At 60.2% G+C, this 14097-nt stretch carries 14 protein-coding genes; 9 read left to right on the forward strand and 5 right to left on the reverse strand.

Going from position 1 to position 14097, the window contains the following annotated elements; translation table 11 throughout:
• The coding region (gene pbpG / locus QZ766_RS00385) for a D-alanyl-D-alanine endopeptidase (protein WP_297196112.1) at window positions 1–806 on the forward strand (806 nt) is incomplete at its 5' end.
• 5 nt (window positions 807–811) lie between these two features.
• Here the strand turns inward: pbpG and QZ766_RS00390 are convergent.
• On the reverse strand, window positions 812–1366 hold the full coding sequence (locus QZ766_RS00390) for a GNAT family N-acetyltransferase (protein ID WP_297196114.1): 555 nt from the start codon (window positions 1364–1366) through the stop codon (window positions 812–814).
• 6 nt (window positions 1367–1372) lie between these two features.
• Window positions 1373–3100: a D-lactate dehydrogenase gene (dld, locus tag QZ766_RS00395; RefSeq protein ID WP_297196115.1), complete on the reverse strand. Its 1728-nt coding sequence runs from the start codon at window positions 3098–3100 to the stop codon at window positions 1373–1375.
• A 203-nt stretch (window positions 3101–3303) separates the two neighbouring features.
• Between dld and bglX the strand changes: the two genes are divergently transcribed.
• From bglX to QZ766_RS00420, 5 genes are all read left to right on the forward strand, one after another.
• Window positions 3304–5601 (forward strand): beta-glucosidase BglX, encoded by a 2298-nt coding sequence (gene bglX, locus QZ766_RS00400; RefSeq protein ID WP_297196117.1) that lies wholly within the window; start codon window positions 3304–3306, stop codon window positions 5599–5601.
• 146 nt (window positions 5602–5747) lie between these two features.
• Window positions 5748–6653 (forward strand): ABC transporter substrate-binding protein, encoded by a 906-nt coding sequence (locus QZ766_RS00405; protein ID WP_297196133.1) that lies wholly within the window; start codon window positions 5748–5750, stop codon window positions 6651–6653.
• Window positions 6654–6656: 3 nt separating this feature from the next.
• A complete protein-coding gene (locus QZ766_RS00410; RefSeq protein ID WP_297196118.1) occupies window positions 6657–7820 on the forward strand; it encodes an ABC transporter permease in 1164 nt (387 codons plus the stop codon).
• Window positions 7813–8748, forward strand: coding sequence for an ABC transporter ATP-binding protein (locus tag QZ766_RS00415; RefSeq protein ID WP_297196120.1), 936 nt, complete (start codon window positions 7813–7815; stop codon window positions 8746–8748). Before QZ766_RS00410 ends, QZ766_RS00415 begins: the two co-directional genes overlap by 8 nt.
• Complete coding sequence (locus QZ766_RS00420) at window positions 8745–9482, forward strand: ABC transporter permease (protein ID WP_297196122.1); 738 nt, start codon at window positions 8745–8747, stop codon at window positions 9480–9482. Before QZ766_RS00415 ends, QZ766_RS00420 begins: the two co-directional genes overlap by 4 nt.
• Here QZ766_RS00420 and QZ766_RS00425 read toward each other — a convergent pair.
• Complete coding sequence (locus QZ766_RS00425) at window positions 9457–9570, reverse strand: protein YohO (RefSeq protein ID WP_297196124.1); 114 nt, start codon at window positions 9568–9570, stop codon at window positions 9457–9459. The genes QZ766_RS00420 and QZ766_RS00425 overlap by 26 nt on opposite strands.
• A 222-nt stretch (window positions 9571–9792) precedes the next feature.
• Here QZ766_RS00425 and QZ766_RS00430 point away from each other — a divergent pair, with 222 nt between their 5' ends.
• The 3 genes from QZ766_RS00430 to QZ766_RS00440 are packed head-to-tail and all read left to right on the forward strand — an operon-like array spanning window position 9793 to window position 12716.
• Window positions 9793–11478: a sensor histidine kinase gene (locus QZ766_RS00430; RefSeq protein ID WP_297196126.1), complete on the forward strand. Its 1686-nt coding sequence runs from the start codon at window positions 9793–9795 to the stop codon at window positions 11476–11478.
• Entirely contained in the window at window positions 11475–12200 is a 726-nt protein-coding gene (btsR, locus tag QZ766_RS00435; RefSeq protein WP_297196127.1) for a two-component system response regulator BtsR, read from the forward strand. The genes QZ766_RS00430 and btsR overlap by 4 nt, the downstream gene beginning before the upstream one ends.
• Before the next feature lie 45 nt (window positions 12201–12245).
• Window positions 12246–12716: a DUF1456 family protein gene (locus tag QZ766_RS00440; protein WP_297196129.1), complete on the forward strand. Its 471-nt coding sequence runs from the start codon at window positions 12246–12248 to the stop codon at window positions 12714–12716.
• A 39-nt stretch (window positions 12717–12755) separates the two neighbouring features.
• Here QZ766_RS00440 and QZ766_RS00445 read toward each other — a convergent pair whose 3' ends face one another.
• Window positions 12756–13214: a YehR family lipoprotein gene (locus QZ766_RS00445; protein ID WP_297196135.1), complete on the reverse strand. Its 459-nt coding sequence runs from the start codon at window positions 13212–13214 to the stop codon at window positions 12756–12758.
• Between the two features lie 220 nt (window positions 13215–13434).
• Window positions 13435–14097 (reverse strand): methionine--tRNA ligase subunit beta (metG, locus tag QZ766_RS00450; protein WP_297196131.1); only part of this gene is annotated, 663 nt, incomplete at its 5' end.

Below are 14097 nucleotides of genomic sequence, written 5' to 3' on the forward strand. Positions count from 1 at the left end.
ACCTTAATACCAATAAAGTGATTTACGCCAGCGAGCCTGACCGGGTTCGTCCCATCGCCTCTATTACCAAGCTGATGACCGCGATGGTGGTGCTCGACGCCCATTTACCGCTCGATGAAATGCTGACTGTGGATATCAGCCACACGCCGGAGATGCGCGGCATCTACTCCCGGGTGCGCTTAAACAGCCAGATCAGCCGCAAGGATATGCTGCTGCTGGCGCTGATGTCTTCCGAGAACCGCGCTGCCGCGAGCCTCGCGCATCACTACCCCGGTGGCTACGACGCCTTTATCCGCGCCATGAACAATAAAGCCCGCGCGCTCGGCATGACGCATACGCGCTATGTTGAGCCAACCGGCCTGTCGATTCACAACGTCTCCACCGCCCGGGATCTCACCCGGCTGCTGATCGCCAGCAAGCAGTATCCGCTGATCGGACAGCTCAGCACTACTAAAGAGGATACGGCGACGTTCCGCAATCCGAATTACACCTTGCCATTTCGCAATACCAATCACCTGGTGTACCGCGAAAACTGGAATATTCAGCTGACCAAAACCGGTTTTACCAACGCTGCGGGGCACTGCCTGGTGATGCGCACGGTGATGAACAATCGCCCGGTGGCGATGGTGGTGATGGACGCGTTCGGTAAATACACGCATTTTGCCGACGCCAGCCGCCTGCGGACGTGGATTGAAACCGGGAAGGTAATGGCGGTGCCGCCCGACGCGCTGAACTACAAAAAGCAGAAAGAGGCGCAGATGGCCCAGACGCTGCTGAATGCGTCTGCCACCACCCGGGCCGATTAAGACAGTTACTCCGGCAGCGTCCAGTCTCCGTCGTTGAGTGGACGCTGCACAATCACCGTATCCCGCCAGTCGCCGAGCTTGTAGCCGACGCTGCGCAGCGTGCCCACCACCTCAAAACCGTGGCGCAGGTGCAGCTTGAGCGACCCGGCGTTGTTCTTGCCGTCTCCCACCACCGCCACCATCTGCCGCCACGGGCCCTGCTCGCAAATTGCAATAAGCTGCTCCATCAGCGCGCTGCCAATGCCGCGCCCGGTGATGCCGTTATCCACGTAGATCGACTCTTCAACGGTGAAGCGGTAGGCCGGGCGGGGGCGGTAGGGCGTGGCATAGCAGTAGCCCACCACTACGCCGCGATAGAGCGCCACCAGCCACGGAAGCCCCGCATCGTTGACCTTCTGCATCCGCGCCTGCATCTCCTGCACCGTGGGCGGTACCTCTTCAAAAGAGGCGCGGCCGTTAAGCACGTGCCAGGCGTAAATCGCCGCGATGGCGTGAACATCGTCTGCGCTCGCGGGGCGGATCTCGAGGTCGTTGTGCGGTAACGCTTCTTGGGCGCTCATGCCGGTTTACTCCTTGCTGTGGACGGCATCGCCCCAGTATTTCAGCTTGCTGGTTTTGCCGATGCCGGGGTTCATGCTGTTAGTGGGATCGTTCTGGCGATAGAAGGTTTTCAGGCTTTCTGCCGCTTCATACAGGTGGCCGACGTTGTGTTCCGCAGGATACTGCGCGCCGCGCGCCTTCAGCAGATCGAGCATCTGTTCTTTCAGCGCGTGGGCGTCGACGCCTTTTTTAACGATGTAGTCCTGGTGGAAAACGTGGCACATGAAGTGTCCATAATAGAGCTTATGTACCAGCTGGCTGTCAATCTCCGGCGGCAGATGCTCAAACCATTCGGTGTCGTTGCGGCGCAGAGCAATGTCGAGGGCCAGGATCTCTTCCACTTCATCCGCGTGTACCGCCTGATAGCGGATCGCGGCTCCGGCGGCGGCGAAGCGGTGCAGAAACGCCTTGCTGCCTTCTTCCGGCGTGCAGGCGAAGAACGCGCCTTCTGCCGACTGGAAATAGTCTGTCAGCCAGGTTTTGGCTTCATCAATGCCGTCGCCGGCCATTTTCAGCAGCAGGTGGTGCTCGTACTTGTCGCGGTACTCTTTCATCCGCGCCGGCAGGTGCGCCGGGAACGCGCCGCCCACTTTCTGCATAAAGCGGTCGGTAAAGTGCGGCTTAAACAGCGGCACCTTCTCCAGCATCGCGTCGGTGCGGCCTTTCAGGGTGAAGAAGAACGGCATTTTGTCGGTGCCGAGCTTGTCGATCATCAGGAAGGTGTCTTTACCGTACTTCTCGGCAATATCGTAGATATCCCGGTGCATATACTCGCCGGCCACCGGCAGGTTTTCGAAGTCGGCGAGAATACGGCGGCGGATTTCGGTCAGCACCTCCGGCTGGTTAGTGCCGATGTAGAACACCTGCTGGCGCTTCTCCGCTTCAAAGGTATCCAGGCGCACCGCAAACACCGCCAGCTTGCCGGCGCAGCCGGAGGATTCGAACAGCCGCTCGGGATCGGCGTTGTAGCGGGCGGGAGTATCGGCATTCACATCGCGCACCCGGGTGACGTAGTCCGTGTCGTGGGCGTGACGGCCATCGTGGCGAATGTCGGCAGGCTTAATATGCCCGTCGTCGAGCCTGCTGAGGATCTGCTCCGGCGTTTCGCCAAGCTCAATACCCAGGTGGTTCACCAGCAGCAGTTTGCCCTCTTCGTTAATGCGGGCAAACAGCGACATTTCGGTATAGGCCGGGCCACGCTGCACCAGCGAGCCGCCGGAGTTATTGCAGATCCCGCCGATAACCGACGCGCCGATGCAGGAAGAGCCAATGACCGAGTGCGGCTCGCGCCCCAGCGGCTTGAGGGCTTTCTCGAGGGTGTACAGGGTGGTGCCGGGGAAGGCCAGCACCTGCTCGCCGCTGTCCAGCAGCTCCAGCTTGTCGAGGCGCAGGGTGCTGATAATCACGATCTCGCGATCGTAATCGTTGCCGCTGGGGGTGGAGCCTTCGGTCAGGCCGGTGTTGGCCGCCTGCATCAGAATGATTTTATCGGCCTCCACGCAGGCGCCCAGCACGCGCCAGAGTTCAAGAAGCGTGCCCGGGAACACCACGGCGATGGCGTCGCCGTGGCCGGAGCGGAAGCCTTTGCGGTAGCGGGCAGTTTTCGCCGGATCGGTAAGCAGGTGGCTGCCGCCCACGAGGCGGCCCAGTTCGGAGAGAAATACGCGGTTATCGGGGGTTGTGCTGGAGGACATCGTCCCACTCCTTATGGTCATACTTTTTTTTAACAAAACAGTGACACTAGGATAGCGCTATGTATGACAAATGGGATCAGAAAATCCATAAAAATTGCGCTGCGGCTCCGGTAATGAAGATCGCCTCTGCCCCCCGCTTGTGGCAAACTTCTGTTTTGACACTTTTTTCCAGCATTTGTACCTCCTGAGAGAGTAAGCATCCTATGAAATGGCTCTGTTCTGTCGGCATCGCCGCCACTCTTGCGCTTCAGCCCGCGCTGGCCGAAGAGCTGTTCGGCAACCATCCGATGACCCCGCAGGCGCGGGACGCGTTCGTCAGCGATCTGCTGGCGAAAATGACCGTTGATGAAAAAATCGGCCAGTTGCGCCTGATAAGCGTCGGGCCGGACAATCCAAAAGAAGCGATTCGGGAGATGATCAAAGACGGTCAGGTGGGGGCCATTTTCAACACCGTGACCCGGCCGGATATCCGCGCGATGCAGGACCAGGTGATGCAGCTCAGCCGCCTGAAAATTCCGCTCTTTTTCGCCTTTGACGTGGTGCACGGGCAGCGCACCGTGTTTCCGATCAGCCTCGGGCTGGCCTCTTCCTTTAATCTTGATGCGGTCCGCACCGTCGGGCGCATATCTGCCTACGAAGCCGCCGATGACGGCCTGAATATGACCTGGGCACCGATGGTGGACGTCTCGCGGGATCCGCGCTGGGGCCGCGTCTCCGAAGGCTTCGGCGAAGACACGTATCTGACGTCGATGATGGGCAGAACCATGGTGGAAGCGATGCAGGGCAAAAGCCCGGCGGACCGCTATTCGGTGATGACCAGCGTGAAGCACTTCGCTGCCTATGGCGCGGTGGAGGGCGGGAAAGAGTACAACACGGTGGATATGAGTCCTCAGCGGTTGTTTAACGACTATATGCCACCCTATAAGGCCGGGCTCGATGCGGGCAGCGGCGGCGTAATGGTGGCGCTCAACTCCCTTAACGGTACCCCGGCCACGTCGGACGGCTGGCTGCTGAAAGACGTGCTGCGCGACCAGTGGGGCTTCAAAGGCATCACTATCTCCGATCACGGTGCCATTAAAGAGCTTATTCGTCACGGCACCGCCGCCGATCCTGAAGATGCAGTGCGGGTAGCGCTTAGCGCCGGCGTGGATATGAGCATGAGCGACGAGTATTACAGCAAATATCTCCCGGACCTGGTGAAAAGCGGCAAAATCAGTATGGCGGTGCTGGATGGCGCCGCCCGCCACGTGCTGAACGTTAAGTACGACATGGGATTATTCAACGATCCCTACAGCCACCTGGGGCCGAAAGATTCCGATCCGCAGGACACCAATGCCGAAAGCCGCCTGCACCGTCAGGAGGCCCGGGAAGTGGCCCGGGAAAGTCTGGTGCTGCTGAAGAATCGCCTCGACACGCTGCCGCTGAAAAAATCCGGCACTATTGCAGTGGTCGGCCCGCTGGCGGACAGCCAGCGAGACGTGATGGGCAGCTGGTCTGCCGCAGGCGTCACCGCGCAGGCGGTGCCGGTACTGGCGGGCATCAAAGCCGCGGTGGGCGATAGCGCAAAGGTTATCTACGCCAAAGGGGCCAACGTCACCGACGATAAGGGCATCGTCACTTTCCTTAACCAGTATGAGGAGGCGGTGAAGGTCGATCCGCGCGCGCCGCAGGCGATGATTGACGAAGCGGTCGCCGCCGCGAAGAAATCTGATGTGGTGGTAGCGGTAGTAGGGGAAGCGCAGGGCATGGCCCATGAAGCCTCCAGCCGCACCAGCATCGGCATTCCCCAGAGTCAGCGCAACCTGATTGCGGCGCTGAAAGCCACCGGCAAGCCGCTGGTGCTGGTGCTGATGAACGGCCGTCCGCTGACGCTGGTGAAAGAGGACCAGCAGGCCGATGCGATTCTTGAAACCTGGTTTGCCGGTACCGAAGGCGGTAACGCCATCGCCGACGTGCTGTTTGGCGACGTGAACCCGTCGGGCAAGCTGCCGATGTCCTTCCCGCGCTCGGTCGGGCAGATCCCCACCTACTACAGCCATCTGAACACCGGCCGCCCGTACAATCCTGAAAAACCGAACAAATACACCTCCCGCTATTTCGACGAGGCCAACGGTCCGCTCTATCCCTTCGGCTACGGCCTGAGCTACACCACCTTTACGGTGTCGCCGGTGAGCATGTCGGCGCCGACCCTGGCCCGCGGGGGCAGGGTGACTGCCAGCGTGCAGGTGACCAATACCGGCAAGCGCGAAGGGGCGACGGTTATTCAGATGTATCTCCAGGATGTCACGGCCTCCATGAGCCGCCCGGTCAAGCAGCTGCGCGGCTTTCAGAAAGTGACGCTGAAGCCGGGCGAGACACAGACTGTCAGCTTTCCTGTCGACGTGGAAGCCCTGAAGTTCTGGAACCAGCAGATGAAGTATGACGCGGAGCCGGGCAAGTTTAACGTCTGGATAGGCGTCGACTCCGCCCGGGTCAATCAGGGTGAGTTTGAACTGCTGTAAAGCATTAAGGCCGGGCAACCGGCCTTTTTTACGCCTTCGCAAAAAGTTTGCTATCAAATTCCGTTATCTGATTTTCGAAAATGCTATTCCTGGACTATCTTTTGTTGCTACCCCCCTGAAAAAGAAACAAAAGAGGCACTATGAAGATGACCAAAACGGGAATAATTGCGGGGGCGCTGATGATGGCCGCGACCGCTCAGGCGGCCGAACCGGTGAAGGTTGGCTCCAAGATTGATACGGAAGGGGCCCTTCTGGGAAACATTATTCTGGAGGTGCTGGACAGCCACGGGGTTAAAACCGTCAACAAGCTCCAGCTCGGCACCACCCCGGTTGTGCGCGGTGCAATAACCGCCGGCGAGCTGGATATCTATCCGGAATATACCGGCAACGGCGCGTTCTTTTTCAAAGATGAAAACGATCCGGTGTGGAAAAACGCTGCCGAAGGCTACCAGAAAGTTAAAAAACTCGACTATGAGCAGAACAAGCTGGTGTGGCTGACCGCCGCCCCGGCTAACAACACCTGGACCATTGCCGTGCGCGGCGATCTCGCCGAGAAAAACAAGCTCGCCTCCCTCGAGGATCTGAGCAGCTATCTGAAAAAAGGCGGCACCTTCAAGCTGGCCGCTTCTGCCGAGTTTATCGAACGCGCCGACGCGCTGCCCGCCTTTGAAAAAGCCTACGGCTTCAAGCTCGATCAGAGCCAGCTGCTCTCTCTGGCCGGGGGCGATACGGCAGTGACCATCAAAGCTGCCGCCCAGCAGACCTCCGGCGTCAACGCGGCGATGGCCTACGGTACCGACGGCCCGGTGGCCGCGCTGGGCCTGCAAACCCTGACCGATCCGAAAGGCGTTCAGCCGATTTACGCCCCCGCACCGGTAGTGCGCGAATCGGTGCTGAAAGCCTATCCGGAGATGGAAGCCTGGCTTAAGCCGGTCTTCGCCAGCCTCGATGAGAAAACCCTGCAGGGGCTGAACGCCAGCATCGCCGTTGAAGGGCTGGATGCGAAGAAGGTAGCTGCCGACTGGCTGAAGAAAAAGGGACTGGTGAAATAACCGGTGTTCCCGCAAATCCGCTGTTATAACCGCGTTTTGCTGCTGCTGGTGCTGATTGGCCTGGCGGCAGCTTGGCTACCGTTTATCAACTACGCGCCCAACCGGCTTGTTTCCGGGGAGAGCCGCGCCCTGTGGACGGTGTGGTCGTTTCCCGCCGTCTGGCTGTTGCCAGTTCCTCTTTTGCTGCTGGCGCTGGCGGCGATCCCGGGACGGACCGCGCCGGGAGTCGTGCTGGTGGTCACGCAGCTGCTGTTTATCGCGCTGGTCTGGAGCGCGGGGGAAGCCGCCCGACACCTGGCGGCCAGCGCATCGCCGCTGGCGCGCACTTCGCCGGGCAGCGGCCTGTGGCTGTGGCTGACTCTCGCGCTGCTGATGTTCAGCGATGCGGCGCGGCGTCTGACGGCAAATCCCCTCTGGCGCTGGCTGCTCAACGTGCAAATCTGGATAGTGCCGCTGCTGCTGCTCTGGCACGGCAGCCTCGACGAGCTGTCGCTGATGAAAGAGTACGCCAACCGCCAGGAGGTCTTCGATGGCGCCCTGCGCCAGCATCTGATCCTGCTGTTCGGCACGCTGTTGCCGGGATTGCTGATTGGCGTTCCCCTCGGCCTCTGGTGCTGGCGGCACGCCGCCCGGCAGGGGCGGGTATTTACGGTATTGAATATTATCCAGACGGTGCCGTCGGTGGCGCTGTTTGGCCTGCTGATCGCCCCGCTGGCGGGGCTGGTCAAGGCGCTGCCGTGGCTGTCTACGCTAGGGATTAGCGGCACCGGGCTGACGCCGGCGCTGATCGCGCTGGTGCTCTACGCGCTGCTGCCAGTGGTGCGCGGCGTGGTGGCCGGGCTGCAGCAGGTGCCGGGCGACGTGCTGGAGAGCGCGGTAGCCATGGGCATGAGCCGCGGCCAGCGGCTGTGGAAAGTGCAGCTGCCGCTGGCCCTGCCGGTGCTGCTGCGCAGCCTGCGGGTGGTCACCGTGCAAACCATCGGCATGGCCGTCGTCGCGGCGTTGATTGGCGCAGGCGGCTTCGGCGCGCTGGTATTTCAGGGCCTGCTCAGCAGCGCGCTGGATCTGGTGCTGCTCGGCGTGGTGCCGGTGGTGGCGCTGGCGGTAGCGGCCGACGCGCTGTTCAGCTTGTGGATAGCGCTACTGAAAGGAGAAGTGCGTGATTGAATTTCAGCAGGTGAGCAAAATTTTTGGCGGCCAGGCCGCGGTGAAAGATCTGAACCTCACCCTGCGGGAAGGGGCGTTTTCGGTGCTGATCGGCACTTCGGGATCGGGAAAATCCACCACCTTAAAGATGATCAACCGGCTGGAAACCCACGACAGCGGCACCATCCGCTTTGCCGGAGAGGATATCCGCCAGCAGCCGATCCTGAGCCTGCGCCGCCGGATGGGCTACGCCATTCAGTCCATCGGCCTGTTTCCCCACTGGACGGTGGCGCAGAACATCGCCACCGTGCCGCAGCTGCAGAAGTGGCCGCGGCAGAAGATTAATGACCGCATTGACGAACTTCTGGCTCTGCTCGGGCTGGCGCCCGCCATGCGCGATCGCTATCCGCACCAGCTTTCCGGCGGGCAGCAGCAGCGCGTCGGCGTGGCGCGGGCCCTGGCGGCCAACCCGGAAGTGCTGCTGATGGATGAACCCTTTGGCGCGCTTGACCCGGTCACCCGCGCGGCCCTGCAGGAGGAGATGCGGCGCATTCACCGGCTGCTGGGGCGCACCATCGTGCTGGTGACTCACGACATCGACGAGGCGCTGAGCCTTGCGGATCATCTGGTGCTTATGGACAAAGGCGAGGTAGTTCAGCAGGGGGCGCCGCTGGCGATGCTCACCGCGCCGGAAAATGATTTTGTGCGCGCCTTTTTTGGCCGCAGCGAACTGGGCGTGCGGCTGCTCTCCCTGCGCAGCATTGCCGACTACGTGCGCCCCGACGACCGGGCAGATGGCGAACCGCTGCTGATAACCCAGACTCTGCGCGACGCGCTGTCGCAGTTTGTCGCGCGCCGCTGCGACGTGCTGGCGGTAGCCGATGCCGACGGTACTCCGCGCGGTGCGCTGCACTTCACCGACCTGCTGCGCCGGGAGGGGGACGAATGACGCAGCTTCGCGATCCGCTCTGGTGGCTGCTGGCGCTGTTTATCGCCATGCTGTTCCTGCTGCCCCTGAGCGCGCCGCTCTTTAGCACGCTGTTTCCGGAGCTGCCGCGCCCGGTCTACCAGCAGCAGAGCTTCTGGTCGCTGACCCTGGCCCACTTTAGCCTGGTGGGGATTTCGAGCCTGGTGGCGATAGTGATTGGCGTGGGGGCCGGCGTTGCGGTGACCCGCCGGGCCGGGCGCGAATTTCGCCCGCTGGTGGAAACCATTGCCGCGATGGGGCAAACCTTCCCGCCGGTGGCGGTGCTGGCGCTGGCGGTACCGGTGATGGGTTTTGGCCGTGAGCCGGCCATTATCGCCCTGATCCTGTACGGTATTTTACCGGTGCTGCAGGGTACGCTGGCTGGCCTGAGTTCGGTGCCGCCGGCGGTGCTTAACGTGGCGCAGGGGATGGGAATGAGTGGCGTGCAGCGCCTGTGGAAAGTCGAGCTGCCGCTGGCCGCGCCGGTGATGCTGGCCGGGATCCGCACCTCGGTAATTGTCAATATCGGGACGGCGACCATCGCCTCAACGGTAGGTGCGAACACTCTCGGCACGCCGATTATCATCGGCCTGAGCGGATTTAATACGGCTTACGTGATTCAGGGGGCAATTCTGGTGGCGCTGGCGGCGATTATCGTCGACAGGCTGTTTGACCGGCTGGGCCGGCTGTTCAGCCGACACCGCCGCGAACGATAAATGAATAGCCGGCAAGCATAACGCCGCCGATACCGCCGATGGCCATCAGCGTAAAAAGAGTGATTACAGCCAGTTTGGCAGGTTTCATAAATGTGCTCCTTTCGTTAATTCAGCGATTATACGGTGAAGCCACGCTGTTAATGAACCCTTAATTCCCCATCCGGCACTTTTCGCCGCTGCGCCGGGACGCCATCGCCCGGGGTAAAATGCGATCTTCGTCATGATTTCCCCAATTTGTTCAGGGCCGCAAAGAAACCGCCTCCGTTAGCGTGTATGTTACGCGCTTTGATGAAACCTGTGGTTGAGCGGTATGTACGAATTTAATCTGGTGTTGCTGCTGCTTCAGCAGATGTGCGTATTTCTGGTGATTGCCTGGCTGATGAGCAAGACGCGGCTGTTTATTCCGCTGATGCAGGTCACGGTGCGCCTGCCGCACAAATTCCTCTGCTACGTGGTGTTCTCCATTTTCTGCATTATGGGCACCTGGTTTGGCCTGCATATTGAAGACTCCATTGCCAATACGCGCGCCATCGGAGCCGTGATGGGCGGCCTGCTCGGCGGCCCGGTAGTTGGCGGTCTGGTGGGGCTCACCGGCGGGCTACACCGCTATTCAATGGGCGGCATGACGGCGCTGAGCTGCATGGTCTCCACCATCGTGGAAGGGCTACTCGGCGGGCTGGTGCACAGCCTGCTGCTGCGCCGCGGGCGCAGCGATAAAATCTTCAATCCGCTTACCGCGGGGATAACCACTTTCGTGGCAGAGGTCATTCAGATGCTGATTATCGTGTTGATTGCCCGCCCGGTGAGCGACGCGGTACATCTGGTGCAGAGTATTGCCGCGCCGATGATGGTGACCAACACCGTCGGCGCGGCGCTGTTTATGCGCATCCTGCTCGACAAGCGGGCGATGTTTGAAAAATATACCTCGGCGTTTTCCGCCACCGCGCTGAAGGTGGCCGCCTCCACGGAGGGGATCCTGCGCCAGGGCTTTAACGAAGAGAACAGCATGAAGGTGGCGCAGGTGCTGATCGGCGCGCTGGACATCGGCGCCGTCGCCATCACCGATCGCGAAAAGCTGCTGGCGTTTACCGGCATCGGCGACGACCACCATCTGCCCGGCAAGCCTATCTCCTCGCGCTACACCCTCAAAGCGATGGAAACCGGCGAGGTGGTTTACGCCGACGGCAACGAAGTGCCGTACCGCTGCTCGATTCACCCCAACTGCAAGCTCGGCTCCACGCTGGTGATCCCGCTGCGCGGCGAGAATCAGCGGGTTATCGGCGCTATTAAGCTGTACGAAGCCAAGAATCGCCTGTTCAGCTCCATTAACCGCACCCTGGGGGAGGGGATCGCCCAGCTGCTGTCGGCGCAGATCCTCGCCGGGCAATACGAGCGGCAGCAGGCCCTGCTGACCCAGTCGGAAATTAAGCTGCTACACGCTCAGGTCAATCCGCACTTCCTGTTTAACGCCCTTAATACGCTGATGGCGGTGATCCGCCGGGACAGCGAGCAGGCCGGACAGCTGGTGCACTACCTCTCGACCTTTTTTCGCAAGAACCTGAAGCGCCCGTCGGAAGTGGTTACCCTCGCTGATGAAATCGATCACGTTAACGCCTATCTGCAAATTGAAAAGGCGCGCTTTCAGTCGCGTCTGCAGGTGCAGCTGGACGTCCCCGACGCGCTGGCCCACTGCCAGCTGCCGGCTTTTACGCTGCAGCCGATTGTTGAAAATGCCATCAAGCACGGTACTTCCCAGCACCTGGGAACGGGTAAAATTACGCTGCGGGCGCGCCGGGAAGGGCGCTGGCTACTGCTGGAAATTGAAGACAACGCCGGGCTGTATCAGCCGAAGGGCGATTCCGGCGGGCTGGGAATGAACCTGGTGGATAAGCGCCTGCGGTCCGGTTTTGGCGACGAGTGCGGCATTACCGTGGCCTGCGAACCTGAAATCTTTACCCGCATTACGCTGCGGCTGCCGCTGGAGGAGAACCCATGATAAGGATATTAATTGTCGACGACGAGCCGCTGGCGCGTGAGAACCTGCGCATCGTGCTGGAGGCGCACGACGATGTTGAGATTGTCGGTGAGTGTGATAATGCCGTCGAGGGCATTAGCGCCGTGCATCGCCTGCGCCCGGACGTGGTGTTCCTTGATATTCAGATGCCGCGCATTAGCGGGCTGGAGATGGTGGGCATGCTCGACCCGGAACACCGGCCGTGGGTGGTCTTTCTTACCGCCTACGATGAATACGCGGTGCGGGCCTTCGAGGAGCACGCCTTTGACTACCTGCTCAAGCCGGTGGAAGAGTGCCGCCTGAATAAAACCCTCGACCGGCTGCGCCAGGAGCGCCTGCGCAGCCGGCAGGATCTCTCGCTCATTGAGGAGAGCCAGCAGGCGCTGAAGTTTATCCCCTGCACCGGGCACAGCCGCATCTGGCTGCTGCAGATGGACGACGTGGCCTTCGTCAGCAGCCGCATGAGCGGCGTGTACGTGACCGATCGGGAAGGCAAAGAGGGCTTTACCGAGCTGACGCTGCGCACCCTTGAAAGCCGCACGCCGCTGCTGCGCTGCCACCGCCAGCACCTGGTGAATATGCAACATCTCAAGGAGATAAGGCTTGAGGATAACGGCCAGGCGGAGCTGGTGCTGCGCGCCGGGCAGACGGTGCCGGTCAGCCGCCGCTATCTCAAGACCCTGAAAGAGGCGTTGGGATTGTAGCGTTCAATGGTAAACTAGTGGTTTGCGAACGATTTTGAAGGCCACATGCTTAATAACGACATTCTTCGTAGCCTGCGCTACATGCTAAAAGCGAATAACCCCGAACTGGCGCGCATTTTTGCCCTCGCCGGCACCGATGTCTCCGTGGAGCAAATTGTTCCCTGGCTGCGCAAAGAGGACGAAGAGGGCTTCGCGCGCTGTCCGGATGTGGTGATGTCGGGGTTTTTAAACGGCCTGATTTACGATCGCCGCGGCAAGGACGACAGCGCGCCGCCGCTGGCGGTAGAGCGCCGCATCGATAACAACATCATTTTGAAAAAGCTGCGGATCGCGTTTTCGCTGAAAACCGACGATATTCTGGCAATCCTCACCGAACAGCAGTTCCGCGTGTCGATGCCGGAGATCACCGCGATGATGCGCAACCGCGATCACAAGAACTATCGCGAATGCGGCGACCAGTTTTTACGCTACTTTCTGCGCGGCCTGACGGTAAGGCTGATGGGGAAAAAGGCATAAAAAAACGCCACCGGAATCGGTGGCGTTATTGTTTGTGGCTTACTTAACTTCTTTGAAGCCCTGCGCTTCCAGCAGCGCCTGAGACTGCTTCATGCTCACGCCTTTAGAGACGTCGCCGGTGGACATAGCGCCCAGCAGCTGCTGCAGCTTGGCGCTGTCGGCTTTGCTGTAGTCAATCTTAACGGTCTCTTCTGCGTAGGTATCTTTGTAATCGATCTTCTCGTCGACGCCGTCAATACCCTGATATTTCTGGCTGATCGGGCCCAGAACCGTTTTAGCCTGCTCTTCGTTGGTTGCGCCCAGCGAGGAGTAAGCAATTTTATTTTCGGCGGTCTGCTTCAGGACTTTGTCGCCGCTGTAAGTGTAGGTCAGGGACATTTCAACGCCCTTGATGTTGGCTTTGAAGGTTTTAGTCTCTTCTTTGTCGCCGCAGCCGGCCAGCGAGAAAATCACAGCGGATGCGCACAGCGCGGTCAGCAGTTTTTTAAACATATTCAGTAACTCCATGTATTGAGAATTGTTGTGGCCACGATGTGCCGGAACCGCCTGTTAACCATCATGTTTATGATGTTAACCAACGTGTAGGGGTTTGGGAATTATAGCGGGGAAAACGGCAATATGTGAAATTTTGTAAAGATTAGGCAAGATCCAGGAATATACCTGGATATTTCGGCTTAGAACCGGCGCGCCGCAGGCGGCCGGCTCTAAGCTCAGGGGCTTATTTTACCTGCTGGCCGGGCTGCGCACCGCTGTCCGGGCTGAGCAGGAAGATATCGCTGCCGCCGGGGCCTGCGGCCATGACCATGCCTTCAGAAATGCCAAAACGCATTTTGCGCGGCGCCAGGTTAGCTACCATCACCGTCAGGCGGCCAATCAGCGGCTGCGGATCCGGATAGGCCGAGCGGATGCCGGAGAAGACGTTACGCTTCTCGCCGCCGAGATCCAGCGTCAGGCGCAGCAGCTTGTCGGAGCCTTCAACAAATTCGGCGTTTTCAATCAGCGCGATGCGCATATCAACTTTGGCGAAATCGTCAAAAGTGATGGTTTCCTGAATAGGATCGTCCGCCAGCGGGCCGGTGATCGGCGCGCTGTTGAGCGCTTTCACTTCCTCTTTCGAGGCTTCCGTCAGCGCTTCAACTTGCTTCATATCAATGCGGTTATACAGCGCCTTAAACGGATTGACCTTGTGGCCCAGCAGCGGCTGCTGAATGCCGTCCCAGGTCAGTTCGCTGTTAAGGAACGCTTCCGCGCGGGCGCTCAGGGTCGGCAGCACCGGCTTGAGCCAGGTCATCAGCACCCGGAACATATTCAGGCCCATGGTGCAGATAGCCTGCAGATCCGCATCGCGGCCTTCCTGTTTTGCCACCACCCACGGCGCCTG

The sequence above is a fragment of the uncultured Pluralibacter sp. genome (assembly GCF_913775985.1).
Lineage (GTDB): Bacteria > Pseudomonadota > Gammaproteobacteria > Enterobacterales > Enterobacteriaceae > Pluralibacter.

What these genes read in the sequence shown, in the direction of transcription:
- QZ766_RS00390 (WP_297196114.1), bottom strand. Translation starts at nt 1,366, where the DNA reads ATGAGCGCCCAAGAAGCGTTACCGCACAACGACCTCGAGATCCGCCCC.
- dld (WP_297196115.1), bottom strand. Translation starts at nt 3,100, where the DNA reads ATGTCCTCCAGCACAACCCCCGATAACCGCGTATTTCTCTCCGAACTG.
- bglX (WP_297196117.1), top strand. Translation starts at nt 3,304, where the DNA reads ATGAAATGGCTCTGTTCTGTCGGCATCGCCGCCACTCTTGCGCTTCAG.
- QZ766_RS00405 (WP_297196133.1), top strand. Translation starts at nt 5,748, where the DNA reads ATGACCAAAACGGGAATAATTGCGGGGGCGCTGATGATGGCCGCGACC.
- QZ766_RS00420 (WP_297196122.1), top strand. Translation starts at nt 8,745, where the DNA reads ATGACGCAGCTTCGCGATCCGCTCTGGTGGCTGCTGGCGCTGTTTATC.
- QZ766_RS00425 (WP_297196124.1), bottom strand. Translation starts at nt 9,570, where the DNA reads ATGAAACCTGCCAAACTGGCTGTAATCACTCTTTTTACGCTGATGGCC.
- QZ766_RS00430 (WP_297196126.1), top strand. Translation starts at nt 9,793, where the DNA reads ATGTACGAATTTAATCTGGTGTTGCTGCTGCTTCAGCAGATGTGCGTA.
- btsR (WP_297196127.1), top strand. Translation starts at nt 11,475, where the DNA reads ATGATAAGGATATTAATTGTCGACGACGAGCCGCTGGCGCGTGAGAAC.
- QZ766_RS00440 (WP_297196129.1), top strand. Translation starts at nt 12,246, where the DNA reads ATGCTTAATAACGACATTCTTCGTAGCCTGCGCTACATGCTAAAAGCG.